General features: G+C 60.8%; 21 protein-coding genes and 1 tRNA gene. 7 read left to right on the forward strand and 15 right to left on the reverse strand.

The window, feature by feature from the left end; translation table 11 throughout:
- Window positions 1–198 precede the first annotated feature (198 nt).
- Window positions 199–525, forward strand: coding sequence for a hypothetical protein (locus tag AB8B29_RS04345; RefSeq protein WP_113118925.1), 327 nt, complete (start codon window positions 199–201; stop codon window positions 523–525).
- A gap of 88 nt (window positions 526–613) precedes the next feature.
- Here AB8B29_RS04345 and AB8B29_RS04350 read toward each other — a convergent pair whose 3' ends face one another.
- Window positions 614–871 carry a hypothetical protein gene (locus AB8B29_RS04350; protein WP_037194127.1) on the reverse strand — a complete coding sequence of 86 codons (258 nt, stop codon included), beginning with the start codon at window positions 869–871 and terminating at the stop codon, window positions 614–616.
- A 177-nt stretch (window positions 872–1,048) separates the two neighbouring features.
- Here AB8B29_RS04350 and AB8B29_RS04355 point away from each other — a divergent pair, with 177 nt between their 5' ends.
- Entirely contained in the window at window positions 1,049–1,438 is a 390-nt protein-coding gene (locus AB8B29_RS04355) for a BA14K family protein (RefSeq protein ID WP_113118926.1), read from the forward strand.
- Between the two features lie 86 nt (window positions 1,439–1,524).
- A tRNA-Pro gene (locus AB8B29_RS04360) sits at window positions 1,525–1,601 on the forward strand.
- A 37-nt stretch (window positions 1,602–1,638) separates the two neighbouring features.
- On the opposite strand, the gene AB8B29_RS04365 is transcribed toward AB8B29_RS04360, so the two are convergent.
- Window positions 1,639–2,334: a thermonuclease family protein gene (locus tag AB8B29_RS04365; protein WP_047639201.1), complete on the reverse strand. Its 696-nt coding sequence runs from the start codon at window positions 2,332–2,334 to the stop codon at window positions 1,639–1,641.
- Window positions 2,335–2,425: 91 nt separating this feature from the next.
- Window positions 2,426–2,818: a hypothetical protein gene (locus AB8B29_RS04370; protein WP_113118927.1), complete on the reverse strand. Its 393-nt coding sequence runs from the start codon at window positions 2,816–2,818 to the stop codon at window positions 2,426–2,428.
- A 247-nt stretch (window positions 2,819–3,065) separates the two neighbouring features.
- Here AB8B29_RS04370 and AB8B29_RS04375 point away from each other — a divergent pair, with 247 nt between their 5' ends.
- Window positions 3,066–3,278: a hypothetical protein gene (locus AB8B29_RS04375; protein ID WP_037194135.1), complete on the forward strand. Its 213-nt coding sequence runs from the start codon at window positions 3,066–3,068 to the stop codon at window positions 3,276–3,278.
- Between the two features lie 225 nt (window positions 3,279–3,503).
- Window positions 3,504–4,526, forward strand: coding sequence for an extracellular catalytic domain type 1 short-chain-length polyhydroxyalkanoate depolymerase (locus AB8B29_RS04380; protein ID WP_234903714.1), 1,023 nt, complete (start codon window positions 3,504–3,506; stop codon window positions 4,524–4,526).
- Window positions 4,527–4,621: 95 nt separating this feature from the next.
- Here AB8B29_RS04380 and AB8B29_RS04385 read toward each other — a convergent pair whose 3' ends face one another.
- From AB8B29_RS04385 to AB8B29_RS04410, 6 genes are all read right to left on the reverse strand, one after another.
- Complete coding sequence (locus AB8B29_RS04385; protein WP_037194136.1) at window positions 4,622–4,912, reverse strand: helix-turn-helix domain-containing protein; 291 nt, start codon at window positions 4,910–4,912, stop codon at window positions 4,622–4,624.
- A 64-nt stretch (window positions 4,913–4,976) separates the two neighbouring features.
- Window positions 4,977–6,212 carry a glycosyltransferase family 4 protein gene (locus AB8B29_RS04390; protein WP_113118928.1) on the reverse strand — a complete coding sequence of 412 codons (1,236 nt, stop codon included), beginning with the start codon at window positions 6,210–6,212 and terminating at the stop codon, window positions 4,977–4,979.
- On the reverse strand, window positions 6,209–7,471 hold the full coding sequence (locus tag AB8B29_RS04395; protein WP_113118929.1) for an O-antigen ligase family protein: 1,263 nt from the start codon (window positions 7,469–7,471) through the stop codon (window positions 6,209–6,211). Before AB8B29_RS04395 ends, AB8B29_RS04390 begins: the two co-directional genes overlap by 4 nt.
- A complete protein-coding gene (locus tag AB8B29_RS04400; RefSeq protein WP_047552996.1) occupies window positions 7,468–9,030 on the reverse strand; it encodes an undecaprenyl-phosphate glucose phosphotransferase in 1,563 nt (520 codons plus the stop codon). The genes AB8B29_RS04395 and AB8B29_RS04400 overlap by 4 nt, the downstream gene beginning before the upstream one ends.
- Before the next feature lie 76 nt (window positions 9,031–9,106).
- Window positions 9,107–10,252 carry a glycosyltransferase family 4 protein gene (locus tag AB8B29_RS04405; RefSeq protein WP_113118930.1) on the reverse strand — a complete coding sequence of 382 codons (1,146 nt, stop codon included), beginning with the start codon at window positions 10,250–10,252 and terminating at the stop codon, window positions 9,107–9,109.
- 12 nt (window positions 10,253–10,264) lie between these two features.
- Window positions 10,265–10,840, reverse strand: a complete 576-nt coding sequence (locus AB8B29_RS04410; protein ID WP_037194147.1) for a polysaccharide biosynthesis/export family protein — start codon at window positions 10,838–10,840, stop codon at window positions 10,265–10,267.
- Between the two features lie 193 nt (window positions 10,841–11,033).
- Here AB8B29_RS04410 and AB8B29_RS04415 point away from each other — a divergent pair, with 193 nt between their 5' ends.
- Window positions 11,034–13,238, forward strand: a complete 2,205-nt coding sequence (locus tag AB8B29_RS04415) for an exopolysaccharide transport family protein (RefSeq protein ID WP_113118931.1) — start codon at window positions 11,034–11,036, stop codon at window positions 13,236–13,238.
- Here the strand turns inward: AB8B29_RS04415 and AB8B29_RS04420 are convergent, their stop codons facing one another.
- Both AB8B29_RS04420 and AB8B29_RS04425 read right to left on the reverse strand, forming a co-directional pair.
- Window positions 13,239–14,498 (reverse strand): GNAT family N-acetyltransferase, encoded by a 1,260-nt coding sequence (locus AB8B29_RS04420; protein WP_113118932.1) that lies wholly within the window; start codon window positions 14,496–14,498, stop codon window positions 13,239–13,241.
- Between the two features lie 135 nt (window positions 14,499–14,633).
- The gene (locus tag AB8B29_RS04425) at window positions 14,634–14,843 is read right to left on the reverse strand and encodes a DUF2842 domain-containing protein (protein ID WP_037194153.1); all 210 of its coding nucleotides are present in this window, start codon (window positions 14,841–14,843) and stop codon (window positions 14,634–14,636) included.
- Window positions 14,844–14,956: 113 nt separating this feature from the next.
- Here AB8B29_RS04425 and AB8B29_RS04430 point away from each other — a divergent pair, with 113 nt between their 5' ends.
- The gene (locus AB8B29_RS04430; RefSeq protein ID WP_037194155.1) at window positions 14,957–16,060 is read left to right on the forward strand and encodes a COX15/CtaA family protein; all 1,104 of its coding nucleotides are present in this window, start codon (window positions 14,957–14,959) and stop codon (window positions 16,058–16,060) included.
- Window positions 16,061–16,088: 28 nt separating this feature from the next.
- Here the strand turns inward: AB8B29_RS04430 and AB8B29_RS04435 are convergent, their stop codons facing one another.
- From AB8B29_RS04435 to AB8B29_RS04450, 4 genes are all read right to left on the reverse strand, one after another.
- On the reverse strand, window positions 16,089–17,444 hold the full coding sequence (locus tag AB8B29_RS04435; protein ID WP_037194157.1) for a DUF2778 domain-containing protein: 1,356 nt from the start codon (window positions 17,442–17,444) through the stop codon (window positions 16,089–16,091).
- A gap of 443 nt (window positions 17,445–17,887) precedes the next feature.
- A complete protein-coding gene (gene argC / locus AB8B29_RS04440; RefSeq protein WP_037194159.1) occupies window positions 17,888–18,820 on the reverse strand; it encodes an N-acetyl-gamma-glutamyl-phosphate reductase in 933 nt (310 codons plus the stop codon).
- Window positions 18,821–18,957: 137 nt separating this feature from the next.
- A complete protein-coding gene (gene speB, locus AB8B29_RS04445) occupies window positions 18,958–19,911 on the reverse strand; it encodes an agmatinase (RefSeq protein ID WP_047639207.1) in 954 nt (317 codons plus the stop codon).
- Window positions 19,892–20,269 carry an antibiotic biosynthesis monooxygenase family protein gene (locus tag AB8B29_RS04450; RefSeq protein ID WP_037194163.1) on the reverse strand — a complete coding sequence of 126 codons (378 nt, stop codon included), beginning with the start codon at window positions 20,267–20,269 and terminating at the stop codon, window positions 19,892–19,894. Before AB8B29_RS04450 ends, speB begins: the two co-directional genes overlap by 20 nt.
- Window positions 20,270–20,305: the final 36 nt, after the last annotated feature.

Here is a 20,305-nt window from a genome sequence, read left to right on the forward strand (position 1 = left end):
CCTGCCGCCAGGCGGGGCCTTTTGTTTTGCCGCTCCCGTTGACGGGCTGAACCCGTTAAGCACGATACCATCTTTGCGCGTGATTTTGAGGGATTCTGCCGGTTTTTTGCGCGTTGCCTGACGGCATTGGCTTGCTAAGACTTACCGTTGGCTGTATTTCCCTGTCCCAGGGTTGTACTATAAATTGCCGGAGGGAATATGCGTATACGTGCCACCGTAGCGGCGAGCCTCATCGCCGTAACCACTATTCTATCGAGCTGTCAGACACCGCAGGAATCTGCGATGAATGCTGAAATGACGTGCCAGTCACAGGGTTTCCGCCCCGGTTCGCAGCGCTACAATCGCTGCGTCGGCGCCACTTACCAGGCAAATCGCGTCCAGGCGCAGCAAGCTGAAAATCAGGCAGCCGCTCTTGCCGCCGCCGGTATCATCGGTGGTGTTCTTGTCGGCGCCGCAGCCAGTGATCACCATCACCGCGGCTATTATGACCGCCCGTATTACCGTCGCTGCTATCGCTGCTGGTAGGCATCGCGATAGCCCGATCGCTCACATGTCGAAACAAAAACTCCGCCGGCTTCTCCCGCTGGTGGAGTTTTCATGTTTCCGGTCGCTCTTAGAACGGCTGAGTCATCTCCTCCCGGCTGACCAGCTTCAGGCTGCGGTCAGGCTGGATGATGTAGGTTTCAAAGACATCCTGACCCCATTGATTGGTGAAGTGATGCTGCAGCCGCGTGCCGGGCGGCGATTGCGTCAGCTTCATGTGCGGCTGGCCGTGATAGGTAATACTGCCGGGAATCGGCTCCAATGGCTGGGCTGTGGTGCATGCGGCAAGCAGCGGTGCGCATAGCATCAGGGCTATCAGGGGTTTCATTGCCTCAACTTTCCGATCGCTTCTTATTCTCTTAATTCCGTCTCGCAATAAAGACGAAAGGGCATCTGTGAGCTTGGGTCCAAATCACTATATAGAGGTAATATTGAAGCGTTCGGCGACAAGGCTGTCTCACGCATATGTGCTTGGCGCCGCTGCCGGATTTCGAAGGAGGCGCATATGTTTACGATTGCCAGGTCGATGACTGCCATGGGCTTTGGTTTGCTGCTGGCGGCTGGTGCCGCCATGCCGGCCGGTGCCATCACCATGCCGGCACTGTCGGTGCCTGAAAAGTCCGACGTCATTCAGGTTCACGGCCATGGCCATTGGCACAATCATAATCACTGGAGCGGTGGCCATCGGCGTCATGGTTCCGATAGCTATTATGATGACAATTCGGACAGCGGCGTGCTCTTCAAATCCTTCGTGACAGGCACGCTGTTCAGCGGGCAACGCGCCCGAGGCTATTACGACGGCCATGCCCGCGCCTGCGCAAGCCGCTACAGCTCCTACCGCGCCTCGGACAATAGCTATCAACCGAGCCGGGGGCCGAGACGCGAGTGCCGTTGAGCCGGAACTTTTTCTGAGCGGCCCGCCACTTTTCGCTTGCGTCGCGAAACTCTAAACTCTAAACGAAACAAGCCGTTTCGGCAGGTCGGGGCGTAGCGCAGCCCGGTAGCGCACTTGACTGGGGGTCAAGGGGTCGCAGGTTCAAATCCTGTCGCCCCGACCATTTATCTCCTTGAGCTCCCAATCGAATTTCCAGTGATTTAGCTGCACCACGAGGATGGCTGGCCCGTCCAGCGCCGCGCGAGTCCTTCTGAGACGAGTTGATCGCCGATCGAGCGGCCCGCGCGCATGGCGATGCGCAGTTTGCCGCCATTCTGGTCATCGCTGCGATTGCTGCCGGAAAGTACGAAGGTTCCGTCATTGAGGAGGGCCTGCAGCCGCAGTTTCGCGGCCACGGCCTTCTGCCTCTCGCTCGGACAGCGCGCGGCATCGGTGTATGGCACGTCAATGTCGGCCAGCTGGATCCTGACGCCATCCTGCCAGAACGTGTTGCCATCAACCACGCAGTTCGTTCCCGAGCCGGCGCCACAAAGCACAAACCGGCCGCCGGTCTGGCCCCGTAAGCCGGGCACTGGCCGTTCGATCGGCATCCTGCTGATCGGCATCGCGACGGGAATGGCGGCTGGCGGCACGGGCAGGGCGGATGTCGCACGCGGTTCCGGAGCGACCGCGACGGTCTTGACCTTCGGCCTGGTTGCCGGCACCGGCGCTTCCTGTGCCACATGCGGCATGGCAGCGACCGCGCCTGCATGGGCGAGCATCGACGGCATCTCCTTGCGATGCTGGTAGGCGTAGATGCCGGCCACGGCCGCCAGGCCGACGACACCCCACAGCCACATCGAATTGCCCGCCCTGGATTGCGGCTTGCGCCGTGTGCGCCGTTTCGCTTTCGCCATGGTATCATCCCTCAATTGCGAGGGGATTATCGCCGCGATTTCTTACCGATCCGTTGGCTTTCGCATCATTGACTATCGGGAGCAGGGATTCCTATTTCGCTGGTGCGGTGGCCGGCTTCAGTTTGACCGACATCGTCACCTGTCCGTTTACCGAGAGCCTCGGCCCGCGGCCGTCGGGACTGTTGACCGAGGTATTGCTCGACATCGCGCTGATCTCGCAGGCGTCGGCAATGGTATCGAGCAAGGTCGCGCAGCTGCTCGCGGCGATCTTGTAGAAGGATTTCAAAGCCTTCTCCTGCTGCTCCTCGTTGTCGCCGTCCGGTACCGAATAGGAAAGCGATATTCCCGACTGCACGGAAATATATCCTTCCGGCGGCTGACGAGGATTGCGCAAGGGAAGGTTCTGAAAGTTCTGTGCAAGGGCCGGCAGGGCCGTGCTGGCGAGTAACAGGCCGACAATGGCCGGGATAAAAAATCTGGTCATATCATCTCTCCGTTTGCGCCGTTGTCGCAAATGCGGATGAAGGCTTGGTGATGGCGTAACTTAAAATTGTAGCGTTGGCGGGATTGCCGCCCGGTTTGCGAATCAGAAATGCATTAGTGGCGGCGATCGCGCAAAAGCTTCCTTGCCAAGCCCGCGGCCAAGGAGCATAGTCTAGTGGTATCGTCGGGTATTAGCGGGCACCGGCGAAGTTGTTGCGTGCTTCTGCCCGAAGGACGAGGCAGCGCAAATGTTGGAAACCCCCATACATCCACGGGATTTGCCTTTGTTTTCGGACGATCTCGACCGTCTGGAGAAGGTGCTTGACGCTGTCTGTGAGGATCGTGGCATGAACCCGCGCAGTCCGGAAGCCGAGCGTCTGGGTGCATTGATCATCCAGCTTTACCGTCAGGGCGTGAAGGACGACGCCAAGCTTCTTGCGCTTGCAAGGGCTTATTTCTGACACAACCGCGTTTTTTTATGGCCCTGAATCTAATCGATTTAAGCTGATTTCACATAGCAGCAATGATGCTTTGTGCCTGTTCGAAGCTGCACCGCCATCCTATATTTGCTGCATTGCACAAAGAGAGTCTGTCTCTCGATGTCACTGAGCCCCCTGGGGGACAGTGCGCGGCCGCCGCGACGGAGGAAAACCACTAGCGGCGGGCGCGGAGAATCTGAAAGGTCCATGATGAATTTCAAAGTTCCGAGCCGGCTTCGCCGCCTGCTTGTCGATTCTGTCGAGCTGCCGCAGCTCATGTTTCCGGCGACACGGCCGCAATCTCCGCCACCACGTCGTCGCGTCCCCACGCGCCCGGTGCCGCAGCAACTGACGGAAGTTTTGTGGTTCGGTCGCAATCCAGGCGATCTTCGCATGCTCGAATATGTGCCGCCGGGCATCAAAGGGCCGATGCCGCTCGTCGTCGTCCTGCACGGGTGTCATCAGAACGCCGAGGATTTCGATCGCGCCAGCGGCTGGTCGGCTCTGGCTCGTCAGCACGGGTTTGCCGTGCTTTACGCCGAGCAGAAGACGTCGAACAATCCCAATCTGTGTTTCAACTGGTTTCGCCCGAGCATGGTGACGCGCGACCGCGGCGAGTTGGGTTCCATCCGCGAGATGATCGATTCCAGCCGACGGCTGCACGAGATCGACGATAACAGGATTTTCGTCATGGGTCTGTCTGCCGGCGGCGCCATGGCCGCGGCGCTGCTTGTGACCTATCCGGAGCTGTTTGCCGCGGGTGCCGTCATCGGCGGCTTGCCTTTTGGAGCCGCTCGCGATGCCATGTCGGCTATGGATGTCATGAATCGCGGCTCCACGCGTACGGCCGAAAAATGGGCCGATCTCGTTCGCGAGGTCTCTCCGAATGCCCGCAGCTATCCCGTTGTTTCCATCTGGCATGGCGATGCCGACGATGTCGTGTCCTTTGCCAACGCGGAAGCGTCGGTCGCTCAGTGGCTTGCCGTGCGCGATCGTCCGCAGACCAAGGGCCGCCTGCGCCTTTTCGAAGGCGGCGAGCGGCGCGAATGGCGCGACGATTATGGCAACATGATCCTGGAACTCGTCACGCTGAACGATTTCGGCCATGGCTTGCCGGTCGGTTCGGTCATCGAGGGCCGGGAACCGGCAAACGATACCGAGCGCTTCATCCTGGCCGCGGCCGTTTCCGCACCGGAGCAACTGGTCAAGAGCTGGGGGCTAGCGGCCTAGAGCCACCGCAAGAAAACTGCGGCAGTTTGCCGTCTGGAATGGCGGAAAAACAATGCCGTAGAGCGGTTCGGCGAAACGCATAACCGCTCCGGCCGTCAATCATCATTGGTGGCGTTCAGGTTTTCCGGCCGGATGCTGCCATCCTCGGCCCAATGCTTGAAGCGGACGCCGGCGCCGCCGGCGTCATCGCCGCCGCTGGCAAGGAATAGCACGCCCCGGGTTTCAAGGACGGAGCGAACCGTGGCAAGCGCCTTGGCATCTGCGGAATTGGCATCCGTTTCCAGGGCTTCGATCGTCGACACCGGAAGCTTGCTCTCGCTGGCGAGCGTCTCCGCCGTCAGTCCGAGCATGGCGCGCGCGCCGCGTAATTGTGCTGATGTAATCATGGTTTAACTGTATCGCATAAGCCGGAAAATCGGAACTCATTTCGGATGGAAACCACGTTCGAGTTTAGAATGCGGCAGCGCTCTTCGTCCGCTCTTTGGCGATCTCAGGCAATGGGACTTTTTCCTGCCGTTCCAGGCGAACAGGGGCGGGATAGCCGAGCAGGTCGTAATAGATCTCCTCGGTCGCATCGGCCATACCGTCGAGCGTATAGCCGTCCTTGCGGCGGCGTGCTTCGGCGGCAATGCGTGCCAGCAGATTGGGGTCGGCAAAGTGCGACATCGCGGCGGCAAGTTCAGCGGGATCGTCGCTGTTCGGTACGATGTAGCCGTTCCTATCGGGCTCCAGCACCGTGCGTGCGCCGCCGACATCGGCCAGCACCAGCGGCTTTCCTGCCGACGCCGCTTCCAGCATTACATAGGACATTGCCTCATATCGGCTCGGCATAACAACGACATCGAACGCATCGATGGCGGTAACGCCCGGTATGCTGCCGTCAAGGCGGGCGCGGTGCGCCAGCCCGGCGGCCCTGATCATGTCGTTGACGGCTTCCGCAAGTTCCCCGATCCCGATCATCAACAAATGCGCCTGCGGCAAGCCATGGGCGATGCGGGAAAAAGCTTTGACAAGCCGCTCCGGCGCTTTCTGCGGGGTCAATCGGCCGACGAAACCGAAGAGGAGGGCGTCCTGAGGGATGCCGTAGCGGGTGCGGATGGCAGCGCGTTGGCTGGTTGGCGGTGCGCTGACGCCATTGACGACGATGCGCAGACGCGCTTCGGGAATGCCCAACGACAGCGCGTGGTTATATTCGTCGCGGGAGACGCAGATCAGGCGGTCGGTCAGCCGGCTGCCGAGAAAGCGCTCGATGCCGCCATAGATCAATCGGCCCCTCGAGCCGAGTGTCGGGTCCATGGTGCGAAAGGCGTGCGGCGTGTAAAGGACCGGCACATGTCGTCCCGGCAGCCGCAATCGTGTCAATGCCCCGGCCTTCGAGCTATGGCCGTGGATCAGATCGAACGGTCCATTAAGGGCGGCGATCTTGCGGAGATGCCACCATGCGGTGATATCCCAGGGACCCGGAGCGCGCCGCATGGCAAGCGGAATGACGTTGTCGAGGCCCATGCCTTCGAGCTCTGCGACGAAGGCGGCTTCGGCGCGCAGCGGCGAATAGACGGCGGTCACCGAATGACCGCGCCGCTGCATCGCCCGGCACAGATCGAGGAAATGCCGTCCGGAGCCGCCGCCGCTTGGCTCGAGAACCTGCAGCAGCGACAGACGCTTGGTGCTACTATGAATGTTCACGGTGCTGCTTCCCTTCGGCTCAAGCTACGCTGATACTTCCGCTCGAGGGCGCCGCAGCCCCAGACGATGCCGATCAACATGTAGAGATGGCGCCAGTGGTCGGTATCGATGACATTGCCGATGCCGACATGGCCGAGAATGACGATCCAGGCGATCATCACGTAGGGCTGCCAGGGCCGTTCCTTCAGGAGATTGCGAAAGCCGATATAGATGGTCCAGCAGATCATGCTGACCCAGCAGAAGAAGCCGAGCCAGCCGTAGGTGGTCAGCGTCTTCAGCCAGGTATTGTGCTCGTCCTCGCGAAAGAGTTTGCCGAAGACCAGTGGCCCTATGCCGAGCGGCCGCTCCATGGACATCATGAAGCCGATGCGATGACGTTCGAAACGGCCGAGGTGGCCGCCGTCATAGTCCTGCACGAGTTGGGTACGCGTGGAGAACAGGTCGCTGACCTGATGGAATTGCAGCGCGACGACGAGCAGGACGACCATGAGAATGATCGCGGTCAGCGACATGACAAGGATGCGCAGCCGGAATGCGTTGCTGCGGTGCTTCAGCAGCATACAGAAGATCAGCATCGCCGAGGCGAAGGCAAACAGGGCCCAGGCGGCGCGGGAGAAGGAGAGGAAGATGCCGAAGGCCAGAATGAACAGGCAGATGCCCTTGATCGGCGCCTTCTTCAGATCGCCGATCAAGATACCGTGCATGAGGTATATGCTCGGTGTCACCAGATAGGGACCGAAGACGTTCGGATCCTGGAACGCACCCATCGCGCGGTCGTAGCGGGTGAAGATATCGAAGCCGGGAACGGCGTGGAAATAGCCGAGAATACCGAGGCTCGCCGTGATCAGCGCTGCCACGACCCAGGTATTGAAGATCAGCTTCAGCCGCTTTTCACCGTCCTCGATGATGGCAGCATAGAAGACGGAGCTGAGTGCCAGGAAGGTGGAGACGGCGATATAGACAGGACCGTCGAGATGGTCGCTGGCGTCGAGATTGCGCATCTGCGTGATCGACAGCATGCCGCCGACATTGAAGGCCAGAAACAGGGCCAGAAGCGGCGCGACGCTGCGGGATATCTTCAGCCCGAGAATGAACCAGGTGCCGATGAGAAAGGCGAGCCACAGCTCATAGGGGGCGGGTTCCGCGATCACGAAGCCCGACAGGAACACTCCGAAGGCGACGCCGGCCGTTCCGATCAGCCGTATTGTGGCGAGCTGCGGCTGCGCGACGCGAGACGATGGGAGGTCGATCGCGGTCAATAGGCGTTTTCCGTATTGAGCAGACGGAACGGCGTCAGGAAGAGGATCTTCAGATCGAACGCCAGCGACCAGTTCTCGATGTAATAGAGGTCGTATGCGGTACGGAACTTGATCTTGTCGTCGCTGTCGATTTCGCCCCGCCAACCGTTGATCTGTGCCCAGCCGGTCACGCCGGGCTTGACGCGATGGCGAGCGAAATAACCTTCGACGACATCGGAATAGGTGCGATTGTGGCTGGCGGCGAGCACGGCATGCGGTCGCGGACCGACGAGCGAGAGATTGCCAAGCAGCACGTTGAAGAGCTGCGGCAGCTCATCGATCGAGGTCTTGCGGATGAAGCGTCCGACAGGCGTGACGCGAGGGTCGTTCTTGGTGACGGCGTTGCGGGCGGTCGGGTCGCTCATGTGCGTATACATGGAGCGGAACTTCAAGACCTTGATGATCTCGTTGTTGAAGCCGTGGCGCTTCTGCATGAAGAATACGGGCCCTTTCGACGTCGTCTTCACGGCAATCGCCGCGCCGAGCATGATCGGCCAAAGAAGCGTAAGCGCCAGCACGCTGAAGAGGACATCGAAGATGCGCTTGGCGACGCCATCCCAATCGCGGATCGGCTTGTTGAAGATATCGAGCATCGGCACGGCGCCCACATGCGAATAGGCGCGCGGGCGGAAGCGCAGCTTGTTGGCATGCGCAGCAAGCCGAATGTCGACGGGCAGCACCCAGAGCATCTTTAGCAATTGCAGAATGCGTTCTTCGGCGCTGATCGGCAGCGCGATGATCAGCATGTCTATGCGCGTGAGCCGAGCGAACTCGACCAACTCGGAAACCGTGCCCAGCTTCGGATAACCGGCGACCATGACGGGCGAGCGCTTTTCGCCGCGATCATCGAAGATGCCGCAGATGCGTATATCATTGTCAATCTGATGCTCGAGCGCGCGGATCAGCTCCTTGGCCGGCTCGCCGCCGCCGACGATGACGGCACGTCTTTCCATGACGCCGTTGCGGGCCCAATGACGGATGCCGTATGCGAAGACCAGGCGAGCAACCAAAAGAAACACCGCGCCTGTCGCGAACCAGATGCCGAGAAGGCGGAACGAATAGATATTGTTGACGTCGAACGGGAGGAGGGCAAGGGTCATGACGATGAAGGCCGCTGCCCATGGCCCGAGAATTCGTTGCAGGAAACGCTGCGGCGCACGCAAAATCGGGATCTGGTATGCGTCGGCGACCTGCAGAAAGACGATCGCGAGGCCACTGAGCGCGACGGTCACCACGGCTTTCGAGAGGAAGGGATGACCGTCCGTCGTCATTCCGAAGAAGAGGATCGCCAGGCCGACGGCAAGCAGCGACAGGAATTCGAAGAGCCGATATTGCCCTATGATGATGGCCGGCGTCTGATTGCCTTCGCGAAATTGTTCGGCGATCTGCAGCGCATAGGCATTGATTTCGCCGGCCGGACGCTCGCTGCGGGCTTCTTCGGCGCCACGTGTGCGGATTTCGGAAACCTGCTTGCGAATATTGTCCAAGTTAAACTGCTCGGACTTGTCGATGTTGTTCATGGCAATTCATCCGGTCGTTACCGGAATTGGCCTAGCAGATATCAGCTAAAAAACGCTTACACCACTTGCTTGTATTCTAATGTTCTCCGTCTAATCCAAGTATATTATGATACAGGTGCAAAGTATCTCTTGCCATGGCGGAGGCTGAAAAGGCCGAGCGGATCGCCTGGATATTCGGCATGTTGCGGCTGCCCCAGCCCGGTTCCGTGATCGCTTCGGCCATGACGCGCGCCAGATCGTCGGCGTCGTCGGGTTCGGCGAGCGCCGCGCTATTTTCTCCGAGCGCCTCGGGAATGCCGCCGACGCGCGAAGCGATCACCGTCTTTCCTGCCGCAAGCGCTTCCAGAACGATGTAGGGCATGGCCTCTGCGCGCGAGGGAACGACGACGTTTTGAGACATCGAAAAGGCTTCGTGTACACGCATGGCCGGCAGCATGCCGATACGGTGACCGAGACCCTGCTCGATCATCATGGCGCGGTATCTGTCCCTGTCCGGACCATCGCCGATCATCAGCGCGGATAGTGGCCGGCCGATCCGCCGCTCTGTCTTTGCGAAAGCGTCCATAAACAGATCGGGACCCTTCAGGTCCCGCATCATGCCGATATAGACGAAATGCACGGAGTCCGATCGTGTGGGTATATTGCGAAAATCCCTCTCGCTGATGCCGTTGTATATCATGACCGAGCGCGTGCGCGGCTTGCCGACTTTCCTTTCGTAGGTGCGGCGCTCGAAATCGCAGATGAAGATCAGACCGTCGGTCAGAAATTCCAGTATCCGCTCCAGGCTGTGCACCAGCATTCCCTGTGGCGAACTGCGCGAAAAATGCAGGCTGCCGCCATGCGCAGTATAAAGGCGGGCTACGCGATACCTGTTCACCCGCAGGATCGAGCCGAGAACGCGCGCAAGCAGGCCGCCCTTGGCGCCATGCCCGTGCAGCACATCCGGCCGCAAACTCTTGATTTTCTTGTAACCGCGCCAAAGCGTCGTCGCGTCGGAGAGGCTGATTTGACGCCGGATAGGCAGACGGGTCACGCCGAGTGCCAGAAAGGGGGCGATGTCGTCGAACAGCCGGTCCTCATGCTCCCCGCCGGTGAGGCTGTCGCAAAGGATGCCGACTTCATGTCCCGCTTTACTCTGTTCCTCCGCCAGATCGCGGACGTGGCGGAAGATCCCGCCGACCGGAGACCTGAAGCAATGGAGGATACGGAGCGGTTTTGCCATGATCGGGCGCTGTCAGAACAATCGTTCTCTGACATAGATCGTATCGCCCGCCAGCACCGGATCGGAGATGCCGACGCGCCCGGTCATCACGTGGCCGTTGATCTTGCGCGTGACGTCTGCATTGGCCTGGTTGGCGCGGCTGGAGAAGCCGCCGGCGACTGCTATGGCGTTCTGCACGGTCATACCAGGCACATAGGAATATTGGCCCGGCTGGCCGACCTCGCCCATGATATAGACAGAGCGGTAGCGATCGACATCGATTGTCACGTCGGGATCGCGGATATATCCTTGGCGAAGCTTCTGCGCGATCTGGCCGGAGAGCTGCTGCAACGTCCGGCCGCGGGCAGGGACCTGGCCGATGAGCGGGAAGGCGATATAGCCGGCCTGGTCGACCGTGAAGGTGTTCGTCAGGCCTGGCTGATCGAAGACGGTCACACGCAGGCGGTCGCCGCTATCCAGCGTATATGGCTGAATCGTGGCTTCGCTGAAGGCCTTCGGCGCAGGCTGATAGGTGTTGCAGCCGGTGAGCGCGGCGCTCACGGCAGCCATGCCGAGTGCCAGAACAATCTTTGGCTTTGCGAAGGGCATTTCGCGCTCACAGGAGAGGAAAATCACTGTCGCCGTTATCGATCCGTTAGGGTTAACGGTCGGTAAATAGCCAAGAAAATTCTCTCGCAAATATTAGGCATATCGAAAGCGATGCATGCGAAATACTATTAACGCTTGGGTTACCATAGTCGTTTACGATTAATTTCGGCTTTATATTATGGAGTTCTTGTATATGTCCGGTGTCAACAACACCCAGCAGGATGTGGACATCGATCTCGCGCAGCTCTTTCGCGCCGTATGGCGGCGGCGATTGCGGGTCATTGTCATTACGCTGGCAGGCGCCTGTCTGGCATTTGTCCTCGCCAAGGTGGTTTCGCCGGAATATCGCAGCGAGACCCGTATTCTGATCGAGCAGCGTGCACCGGCCTTTGCAACGACGACGACCGGCAACGACGCTGGTTCGGCGCCTCTGCTCGACGAGCTTAACATCGCCAGCCAGGTCCAGATCCTGCAGTCGGCGGATCTGATCAAGCAGGTCATTACCAATCTCAAGCTCCCCGAGCACCCGGAATTCGCCGCAGCCAACAAGGGCTCCGCACTTTCCGATATTTTCGTCATGCTGCATCTGAAGCGCGGTGCCCTCGACAAGGCGCCGGAAGAGCGGATGCTGGATGCCTTCACCAGCCGGCTGCAGGTCTACCAGATCAACAGTTCGCGCGTGATCGGCATAAGCTTCACCTCCCGCGATCCGGATCTTGCCGCCAGCGTGCCGAACGCGATGGCGCAGGTCTATCTCTCGATGCAGAGCGGCGCCAAGCTCGATTCCAATAGCGAGGCGACGCGTTGGCTGGAACCGGAGATCAACAGTCTGCGCGAGAAGGTCAGCGAGGCCGAAAAGAAGGTCGCCGACTACCGCTCGGCCAACGGGCTTCTTCAAACGAGCCAGAACGGCAATTTCGCAACGCAGCAGCTTGGCGATATCTCAGGCCAGCTGGCGCAGGTGCGCGGCGATAAGGCCAATGCCGAAGCGCGGGCCCAGGCGGTGCGCAACGCGCTCGCCAGCGGCCGCTCCACCGACACGCTTGCCGATGTCGCCGGTTCGCAGGCAATCCAGCGGCTGAAAGCGACGGAGTCCAACCTGGAATCGCAGATCTCGGATCTGTCCACGACGCTGATGGATGGCCATCCCAGGCTGAGGAGCCTGCGGGCGCAGCTCGTCGACATCCGCCAGCAGATCAATCGCGAGACCCAGAGGATTCTGGCCAGCATCGAAAACGAAGCCAAGGTGGCGCAGCTGCGCGAGCAGCAACTGCTGGCGCAATCGAACACGCTGAAGGCCGATAGCGCCAGGGCAGGGGAAGACGAGGTCGGCCTCAATGCACTGGAGCGCGAGGCCGCGGCGGAGCGGCAATTGCTGGAAACCTATCTCGCCCGCTATCGCGAGGCTGCTTCCCGCGTGGACAAGAATTCGAGCCCGGCCGATGCCCGCGTGGTTTCGAAGGCGGTCGAGCCGGTCGATCCATATTTCCCGAAGGTCGGCCCGATCGTCGTGGTATCAGCATTGGCGACCTTCATCCTGACCGCCATCGTCATCATGCTGGCGGAACTGTTCAGCGGTCGCGCATTGCGGCCCGTCGGTCGCGACGAGAAGGCTTTGCCGGAAATGCCCGCTCGTCCTCAGCCTGATATCCAGACGGCGCCGGCGCTGGCCATGGTGAAGCGCGCCGATGTGCCGGCAAGCATGCTTTCGGTCCCGGCAGACGAAACCCTGGCGCAGGAGATGGCGGCGTCAGTCGATCCGGAGCTCAAGCCGAAGCCAGCGGTTCAGGAAGTGGAAGACGAGGAGGATTTCTCCATCCAGTCCGTCGCCGACTATCTGATCGCCAACGGCTCCAGGCTGGCGATTGCCATATCCCCGAACGGTGACAGCGGATCCACAGCGACGGTGATGCTGGCACGGACGATTGCGGATGCCGGAAGCCGTATCGTGCTGGTCGACATGACAGGAACGGGTTGCCCCTCCCGGCTCATGGCCGAGCACGACGAACTTTCAGGCGTGACCGACCTGCTGTGCGGCGAGGCCGCCTTTGCGGATACGATCCACCCTGATCGGCTCTCCGACGCCCATCTCGTGCCGCAGGGCATGAGCGATCTCGGTCGTGCGATGCGCGGCGCCGACCGGCTGTCGCTGATCCTTGATGCGCTCGGTTCGGCCTATGACATCGTTCTTGTCGAATGCGGCGCAGCCGATGTTTCCGGCGTCGCGCGACTGACGCGCAGCAAGGATACGGAGATCATTCTCTCCATGCCGGTGCCCGACGAAGGCCAATTCATTGCAGCGATGGCGGAATTCCAGAAGGCTGGCTATGAGCACATCATCCTGATGTCCGGATGGCGCCAGGAGCTCGATCCGGATACGCGGCGCGACGCGGCGTGATCAATCCCTGTCGTTCTCGTCGGCCACAGCCGGACCCGCGCCCCGCCGGGCCCGCAACCGCTGGATGAAGGCATAGAGCTGCCAGTTGGACTTGATGGCGGCCTTGGCGCGCGTGATGCTTCGTTCTGCCAGAGCCGCTACATGGCCGATGCCGGATATCGGCAGGAACAGATCATGCTGCGTGGTCTCCATCGGACACCAGGAGCGCTTGTAGTTCTGGTCGCCGATGCCGAAATCGAAGAGGGCGACGCCCTCGCGATGCAGACGCTCGATCATCAACCAGAACAGCAACTCGCCGGGGCTCGCCTCGGCAACCAGCGCCTCGTCGATCGAGGCAAACTGGCAGATGACGTGATCGCCCTTGCGAGACAGGGCCGCGACCGCCGCAATGTGCCCCTCATGTTCGCCCTTGAGCCGGAGGGCATGCATCTGCAGCGTGGCATCGACGCCATCATTCCCACGACGCAGCAGCCGGCGCAGAGCGGCTTGCGTCGGCGCATGGGCAAAGACGTCGGGCAAGCCGGCTTCCCGGAAGCGGGTCGCCTTCTGCTCGAAGAACAGGTCGAGCAGCCCGTCCTGCTGATCGGGCGCGGCGTTCACATAGTCATAGCCGCCCTTGGCATCGAGGAGACGGCTCTGGTGCTTGAACTTCTTGCGGCGGCGCTTGGCGTTCACCTGTTTCAGGCTCGCCTCGAAACTGCCGAGGAAAGGCAGTTGGAAGGCGTGGTTCTGGTTTTCCACGGCGGGTAGCGAGGCAAGCGGGCTTCTGCGGCCGCGCCAGTCGAGCGGCACGTTGCGCAGGATGACGATATCCGCCTTGCCGCGCAGGGCTTCTGCGACTGCCGTCGTCTGCGCGGACGTCAGGCCCTCGGCGGCGCCCTGCAGAAATTCGGCGGAGAACAGGCCGGTGTTGATGTTGCTATGGCGCGTGCCGATGAATTCGGCTCGGCGCACGCCGCGTTCGCGGATGATCTCCAGCGGCAGGATGAAGGCGGTATGATATCCAAGCGAGCCGCGAACGATAGCCAGCGGATGCCGAAAGGTCTCCACCCAGGCCGAGCACCAATCATAGCTCTGGTGCAGCGAAGCCAGGTCGTCTCGTTCCAGCACGCGCCATTCGGCCTCGAGCGCGGCTATGCTGTCGAAGACGTCGATGCGGAAGCCGCCGCCCTTAGCCGGCTGCGCTGTAACGGGCATGCTCCGCTCGCCCGTTGCCAAGGCAACGGCCGTGACGGCGATATCCCGTTCTTGCGTCTGCATCCGATCCTCTCCGCTCTGGCGGCGTTCGAACTCAGTCTTGCGGGTCGCGGCTTATTTTTGGCTTAAGATGGGACGATCCGCGCGCATATCCCGTGGATCAGGGTTAGCCTTGCGTAAATTGCCCCAGCGCAGCGGCTATTGCGGACGCGGCCCGGCCATCCATTTGATGATCCCCATGGCCGGCAGCACCCAGATGATGCCGCTGAACAGGAAGTAGAGGAAATGGACCCAGCCGGGTTGATCTCCGAGCGTGCGCACTGCAACGATCATGGCAACGATCGCATAGATTGCAACCAACAGCACAAGCAGGATCATGCCTATGAATTTGCGCAGGCGAAGGGGCACGGGGTGGTCTCTCCTCTTACGACGACATGCCGCGACGGCATGCCGCAAACTCCCGGGACTTGTTTTGCACGCCCCTATCGGGCAAATCAACAGCCTGATCGAAGGGAGACGTCATGGCTGCCACTAATTTCACGTCGGAACAGGCTATATTGAAGGAGGTGGTCCGCCAGGACCGCAATCGCCGCGCCATCCGCCTCTGGCTTGCCTGTGTGCTGCTGGTTCTCTTCGGCCTGGTGCTGGTGGGCGGTGCGACGCGCCTGACCAATTCCGGCCTGTCGATCACCCAGTGGCAGCCGATCCACGGCGTCATCCCGCCTCTCAATGCCCAGGAATGGCAGGAGGAATTCGACCTCTACAAGCGCATTCCGCAATTCCGGCTCCTGAACAAGGACATGACGGTCGGCGAGTTCAAGGGCATTTTCTGGTGGGAATGGGCACACCGCCTGCTCGCGCGCGCCATCGGCATCATCTTCGGCCTACCCCTGCTGTTCTTCGTCCTGACCGGCCGTGTCGAACGCAAGCTTTGGCTGCCGCTTGCCGGTATCTTTCTGCTCGGAGGCCTGCAGGGCGCGATCGGCTGGTGGATGGTGTCATCCGGCCTGGAGGCGCGCACGGACGTCAGCCAGTATCGCCTCGCCATCCATCTCGTCACCGCCTGTCTGATCTTTGCCGCCTGCATGTGGTTCATGCGCGCGCTGTCGCCGCATTCGAACGAACCGGCGCCGACCCGCTATTCGGCGAAGCTGGCGGGCCTCATTGCCATTATGGCGCTATTTCAGATCTATCTCGGCGCTCTCGTCGCCGGGTTGGATGCCGGCCTGAGTTACAACACCTGGCCGCTCATGGATGGCGCCATAGTCCCGGATGGATTGCTCGTACAGTCGCCGGGCTGGATCAATTTCTTCGAAAATCCGAAGACGGTGCAGTTCATCCATCGCCTCGGCGCCTATGCGCTATTCATCGTCGTCGCCATCAACATGATCATTTCGCTGGGCGCAGCGCCGCAGACGACACATGCACGCCGCTCGGTCGTCCTGTTCCTGCTTGTGCTGATTCAGGCGATACTCGGCATCACCACGCTGCTGCTGCAGGTGCCGTTACACCTGGCATTGGCGCATCAGGCGGGTGCTTTGATCGTCTTTGGTTTCGCGATCGCCAATTGGCGGGGCTTTTATGGCGAATTGCCGCGCCAGACGTCGATCGTCGTGGGAGATTGAGGCGCATCGCGCCTCAATTCAATCCTTCTTAGCGTGCTGAGGCGACACTTGCCGCCGACGACATCCGCGACACGACTTTCAAGTGCTTGATTTCACCGCGCTTGAAGGCGGCGAGGAAGCGATTGTAATCCTTAAAGACCACGCAGCCATTCGATTCTGCTCGGCCTCCTCTGAGCATGTACGTATGAGCCAGCAAGCCGTCGCGGCCATAGACGCGGGAGCCGCCTGTGGGTGTTAGGCGCAGCGCCTGTACGCCATGGAACGGGCTTTCCCTGTACGTCAGCTTATAAGTCTCAGGCGGCGTCGGGCCGGTATTTTTGCGGTCGACATAACGCGGATTGTCACGCATGTAACCGAGGCCGGAATGGGCTTCCAGACGCTCGCCGCTCGGCAGATAGACGGTCTTCGCCTCGATGTCGTAGATGGCCGTACCTTCGCCCGGGCTGATGGCGGCAAAGGGATTGAGGAACGGCTTCGTCTTGCGCACGGAGCTGTCGTCCGGATTCGCATAAGCCATGAGACGCGCCGGTGGCTGCGCGGGGGTATCCTTGATCGTTGCCCTGGCAATGGCGGCTGACGCTGGGATATTGGTGCGCTGTACCTCCGGCTCGCGGTCGGGGCGGGCCATCGGCACCACGCTCAGCACAGCTTCCGCCATTGCGATATCGGCGTCCTTGGCCGGCAGCGGTGTCGCTTCGGCAATTGCAGGCAGGTTTGCAACGGGGGCTGCCGACGCAACGGCGACCGGCTCCGGAACGGAGTTTGCCGGACCCACCGCCGGTATGGAGGCGGCGGCGTATTTTACTTGGGCCAGTGATTGGACCGCGGCGGCAAAGTTGACCGCGATCACCTTGCGCAGATGGTCGATTGCCTCCGGCGAGGCTGCCACTTCGACACGGCCGCTCTTAATGCTCGCTGCCTCGCTTCGAGCCAGCTTGATCTCGGATGTCTGTTGCGCCAGAGCGTTCGCCAGCTGCAAGCGCACGGCGTCCCGATTGGCGGTCTTCGCCTGAACTGCGTCATCCTTCGTCAGCTCATGGGTTGCCCCGCCCACCGGTGCGTTCGCCGGCGCGCTGCCGAAGCGGCTCCGCTCGTTCAGCGATGCGACCTGGCTGGAGAGGCGGGCAGGATGCGCCATGTGGCCTTGCGGCACGATGAAGGCGGATGCCCGCGGCGTCAGAAAATCATTGGCTGTGCTGGTCGCGCCGGGGAGGGACAGCACCATCGATTGCGTGGTGATCAGCGTGGCGGCGACCCAGGCGAAGGCCACCACGGCGACGCCGGTGGCCAATGTGCCGGGGCGGATGCTGAAGGATTTTTTCCGTCGCGAGGCGTAGCCGAAACGCGAATTGAAGCTACCGAAGCCATCGGTCACAAACGCCATGATACTCGTTATCCAAACTACACAGACACCATGCCGGCTCACAGATGCACACGCGTCTCGACGCGGAACCCGCATCACGACCACCACACTGCCGACTGTCTGGAAGCATGCCGAATTATGGTAACCAATTCCTTTACGCTGGTTCATTCTTGAATATTGATTGAAAATAGCGGTGTCTTCGACGGCCCAGTCATCCGGGCCAGCGAAGCGGTTAAGGAATAAATCCGGCCGACAATTGGTCGCGCCGCATCACAGCCGATCACTTTTTTGTGTAGAGGCTGCTAATTTAGCGACAAGGCGGAATTGTGGCCGCAGGCGCTTGGAGACTGTCGAATTGACGGGGGATCTCTGCGTGACACGAAGGAGCCCGGCCTGATCTATCCTCGACGGGATGATCGGGCCGGGTGCATGGAGTGTCCGCTTGTAGGCCGGCGTTCGGCGCCTCAGGCGCTCAGCATCAGATCCATATTCTGTACCGCAGCACCCGACGCACCCTTGCCGAGATTGTCGAGCAGCGCCACCAGATTGACCTGGCCGGCGCCCGGCGTACCGAACACGAAGAGCTTCATTGTGTCCTTGCCCGCCAGTTCAACAGCGTTGACGCGCGGCAGGGCACGGCTCTCGTCGAGCGGGACGACCTGAACGATATCCTGGCCGGCATAATGGGCTGAGAGTGCGGCGTGAATGCTTTCCAGTGTAGCACCTTCAGCCAGATCGCCGAGATACAGCGGCACCTGCACGATCATACCCTGCGGGAAGCGGCCGACGGATGGCGAGAAGATCGGTGCACGGTCGAGCAGGCCATGCGTCGTCATCTCAGGCACGTGCTTGTGGGTCAGCGACAGGCCGTAAAGGAAGTGCGGAGCGCTGATCGCATCCGGATGATCGGGGTTTTCCATCTGGGCGATCATCTGCTTGCCGCCACCGGTATAGCCGGAAACGGCATTGACCGTCACAGGATAGTCCGCCGGAATGATGCCGGCGGCGCGCAGCGGACGGATGAGACCGATCGCGCCTGTGGGATAGCAGCCCGGATTGGCGACGAAACGCGCAGCCCTGATCTTATTGCCCTGATTGCTGTCCATCTCGGCAAAGCCATAGGCCCAATCCGGATGGATACGGAAGGCGGTGGACGTGTCGATGACGCGGACATTGTTGTTGGCCGCGACCATTTTCACCGCTTCCTTCGACGCATCGTCGGGCAGGCAGAGAATGGCGATATCGGCGCTGTTCAGCATGTCCTCGCGCATGGCGGGATTGCGCCGTTCGGCTTCAGGAATGGACAGGAGTTCGACATCACGGCGGTCGGCCATGCGCGTGCGGATCTGCAAGCCCGTGGTTCCGTGTTCGCCATCGATGAAGATCTTCGGTGCCATCTTATTCCTGCTCTTTCAATAGGTTCAGAGTATTTCCGGACTCAGTTTGCCATGGAGTTGATTCAAAATGATAACGGCTGCAATTGTCTGGTCATGATCTTATCCGAAAACCGTTTCACACTTTTCGGGATCATGCCCTAACGTCCAGCCGCACGCCTTTCAGCGTGGAGACCGAGCATATACATCGCTACTGTTGCCCCTGCAATGGCGGCGATATCGGCATGGTCGTAGGCAGGCGACACCTCGACGACATCCGCGCCTCTGATGTCGAGCTGATCCAGGCGTTGAAGCGTCGAGAGGATCTTCGCGCTGGAGGGGCCACCGGCTACCGGCGTTCCCGTACCCGGCGCATAGGCGGGGTCGAGGCAATCGATATCGAAGGTCAGATAGGCGGGTGCGCCCTGGGTGTGGGAGATGATCGTCGAGGCGATATCGGCGGCGCTCATGTCTTCCACCTGATGGCCGTAGAGAATCTGGATGCCGAAATCATCAGGCGCATGCGTGCGTATGCCGATCTGGATGGAGCGATCAGGATCGATGAGGCCATCGCGGACAGCGCGGGCGACGAAGGAACCGTGGTCGAGCCGTCGGCCGTCATCAAACCATGTGTCCTGATGCGCATCGAACTGCACAAGGGCTAGGGGACCATGCTTGGCCGCATGCGCTTTCAGCAGTGGCCACGTGATGAAATGGTCGCCGCCCAGCGTCAGCATGAAAGCGCCGCTGTCGAGGATCGCTGCGGCCTGCCGCTCGATTGCGGCGGGCGTTTCCTGATGATTGCCGTAATCGAGCAGGCAGTCGCCGTAGTCGATGACGGACATCTCGGCAAAGAGATCGCGATTGAAGGGATATTGCGGGTCATTGTCGAAGATGGCCGAGGCGCGGCGGATCGCCTGCGGCCCGAAGCGCGTTCCCGGCCGGTTGGAGGTCGCGGCATCGAAGGGTATGCCCCAGACCACGGCATCGACCTCTTCGAGCGATTTTGTAAAGCGGCGGCGCATGAAGGATAGCGCGCCGGCAAAGGTCGGGTCGCTGGCGGCCGAGGTCAGATTTGTCGCGGTAAAGGCATGGTCAATCGACGTGCTCGGCAAGGGCGTCTCCTTTGCTCGCATGGAAATCATAGGCCCGTTCTACCCGCGCTATGCGAACCTTATATTGCTCGTACCAGCGCTCGCGCCCGAGCTTCTGCGCTGCCAGATGCGACACAACATTCTTCCAGGCAAGAATGCTTTCCTCGTCCCGCCAGAAGGAGATGGTGATGCCGAAGCCGTCGGCGCCCCGCGCGCTCTCGAGCCCGAGACAGCCGTCCTGCGCCAGTGCGAGTGTCTCCATGCGTTCGCCCATGGCTCCATAGCCGTTGTCTCCCGGCGTGCGGATGGAGGAAAAGGAAACGATGTAATAGGGCGGCTGCGGCGTATCCGCGAAATGCGATGGTCTGTCTGTGCTCATGGCGTGCCTCTTGGGGCGAACGGGATTCGCGAGCTT

Source organism: Rhizobium sp. 11_C7_N12_5, from assembly GCF_051811145.1.
Taxonomy (GTDB): Bacteria; Pseudomonadota; Alphaproteobacteria; order Rhizobiales; family Rhizobiaceae; genus Rhizobium; species Rhizobium lusitanum.

Coding starts and splice junctions, on each gene's coding strand:
- AB8B29_RS04345 (WP_113118925.1), top strand. CDS start 199: ATGCGTATACGTGCCACCGTAGCGGCGAGCCTCATCGCCGTAACCACT.
- AB8B29_RS04350 (WP_037194127.1), bottom strand. CDS start 871: ATGAAACCCCTGATAGCCCTGATGCTATGCGCACCGCTGCTTGCCGCA.
- AB8B29_RS04355 (WP_113118926.1), top strand. CDS start 1,049: ATGTTTACGATTGCCAGGTCGATGACTGCCATGGGCTTTGGTTTGCTG.
- AB8B29_RS04365 (WP_047639201.1), bottom strand. CDS start 2,334: ATGGCGAAAGCGAAACGGCGCACACGGCGCAAGCCGCAATCCAGGGCG.
- AB8B29_RS04370 (WP_113118927.1), bottom strand. CDS start 2,818: ATGACCAGATTTTTTATCCCGGCCATTGTCGGCCTGTTACTCGCCAGC.
- AB8B29_RS04375 (WP_037194135.1), top strand. CDS start 3,066: ATGTTGGAAACCCCCATACATCCACGGGATTTGCCTTTGTTTTCGGAC.
- AB8B29_RS04380 (WP_234903714.1), top strand. CDS start 3,504: ATGATGAATTTCAAAGTTCCGAGCCGGCTTCGCCGCCTGCTTGTCGAT.
- AB8B29_RS04385 (WP_037194136.1), bottom strand. CDS start 4,912: ATGATTACATCAGCACAATTACGCGGCGCGCGCGCCATGCTCGGACTG.
- AB8B29_RS04400 (WP_047552996.1), bottom strand. CDS start 9,030: ATGAACAACATCGACAAGTCCGAGCAGTTTAACTTGGACAATATTCGC.
- AB8B29_RS04405 (WP_113118930.1), bottom strand. CDS start 10,252: ATGGCAAAACCGCTCCGTATCCTCCATTGCTTCAGGTCTCCGGTCGGC.
- AB8B29_RS04410 (WP_037194147.1), bottom strand. CDS start 10,840: ATGCCCTTCGCAAAGCCAAAGATTGTTCTGGCACTCGGCATGGCTGCC.
- AB8B29_RS04415 (WP_113118931.1), top strand. CDS start 11,034: ATGTCCGGTGTCAACAACACCCAGCAGGATGTGGACATCGATCTCGCG.
- AB8B29_RS04420 (WP_113118932.1), bottom strand. CDS start 14,498: ATGCAGACGCAAGAACGGGATATCGCCGTCACGGCCGTTGCCTTGGCA.
- AB8B29_RS04430 (WP_037194155.1), top strand. CDS start 14,957: ATGGCTGCCACTAATTTCACGTCGGAACAGGCTATATTGAAGGAGGTG.
- AB8B29_RS04435 (WP_037194157.1), bottom strand. CDS start 17,444: ATGGCGTTTGTGACCGATGGCTTCGGTAGCTTCAATTCGCGTTTCGGC.
- argC (WP_037194159.1), bottom strand. CDS start 18,820: ATGGCACCGAAGATCTTCATCGATGGCGAACACGGAACCACGGGCTTG.
- AB8B29_RS04450 (WP_037194163.1), bottom strand. CDS start 20,269: ATGAGCACAGACAGACCATCGCATTTCGCGGATACGCCGCAGCCGCCC.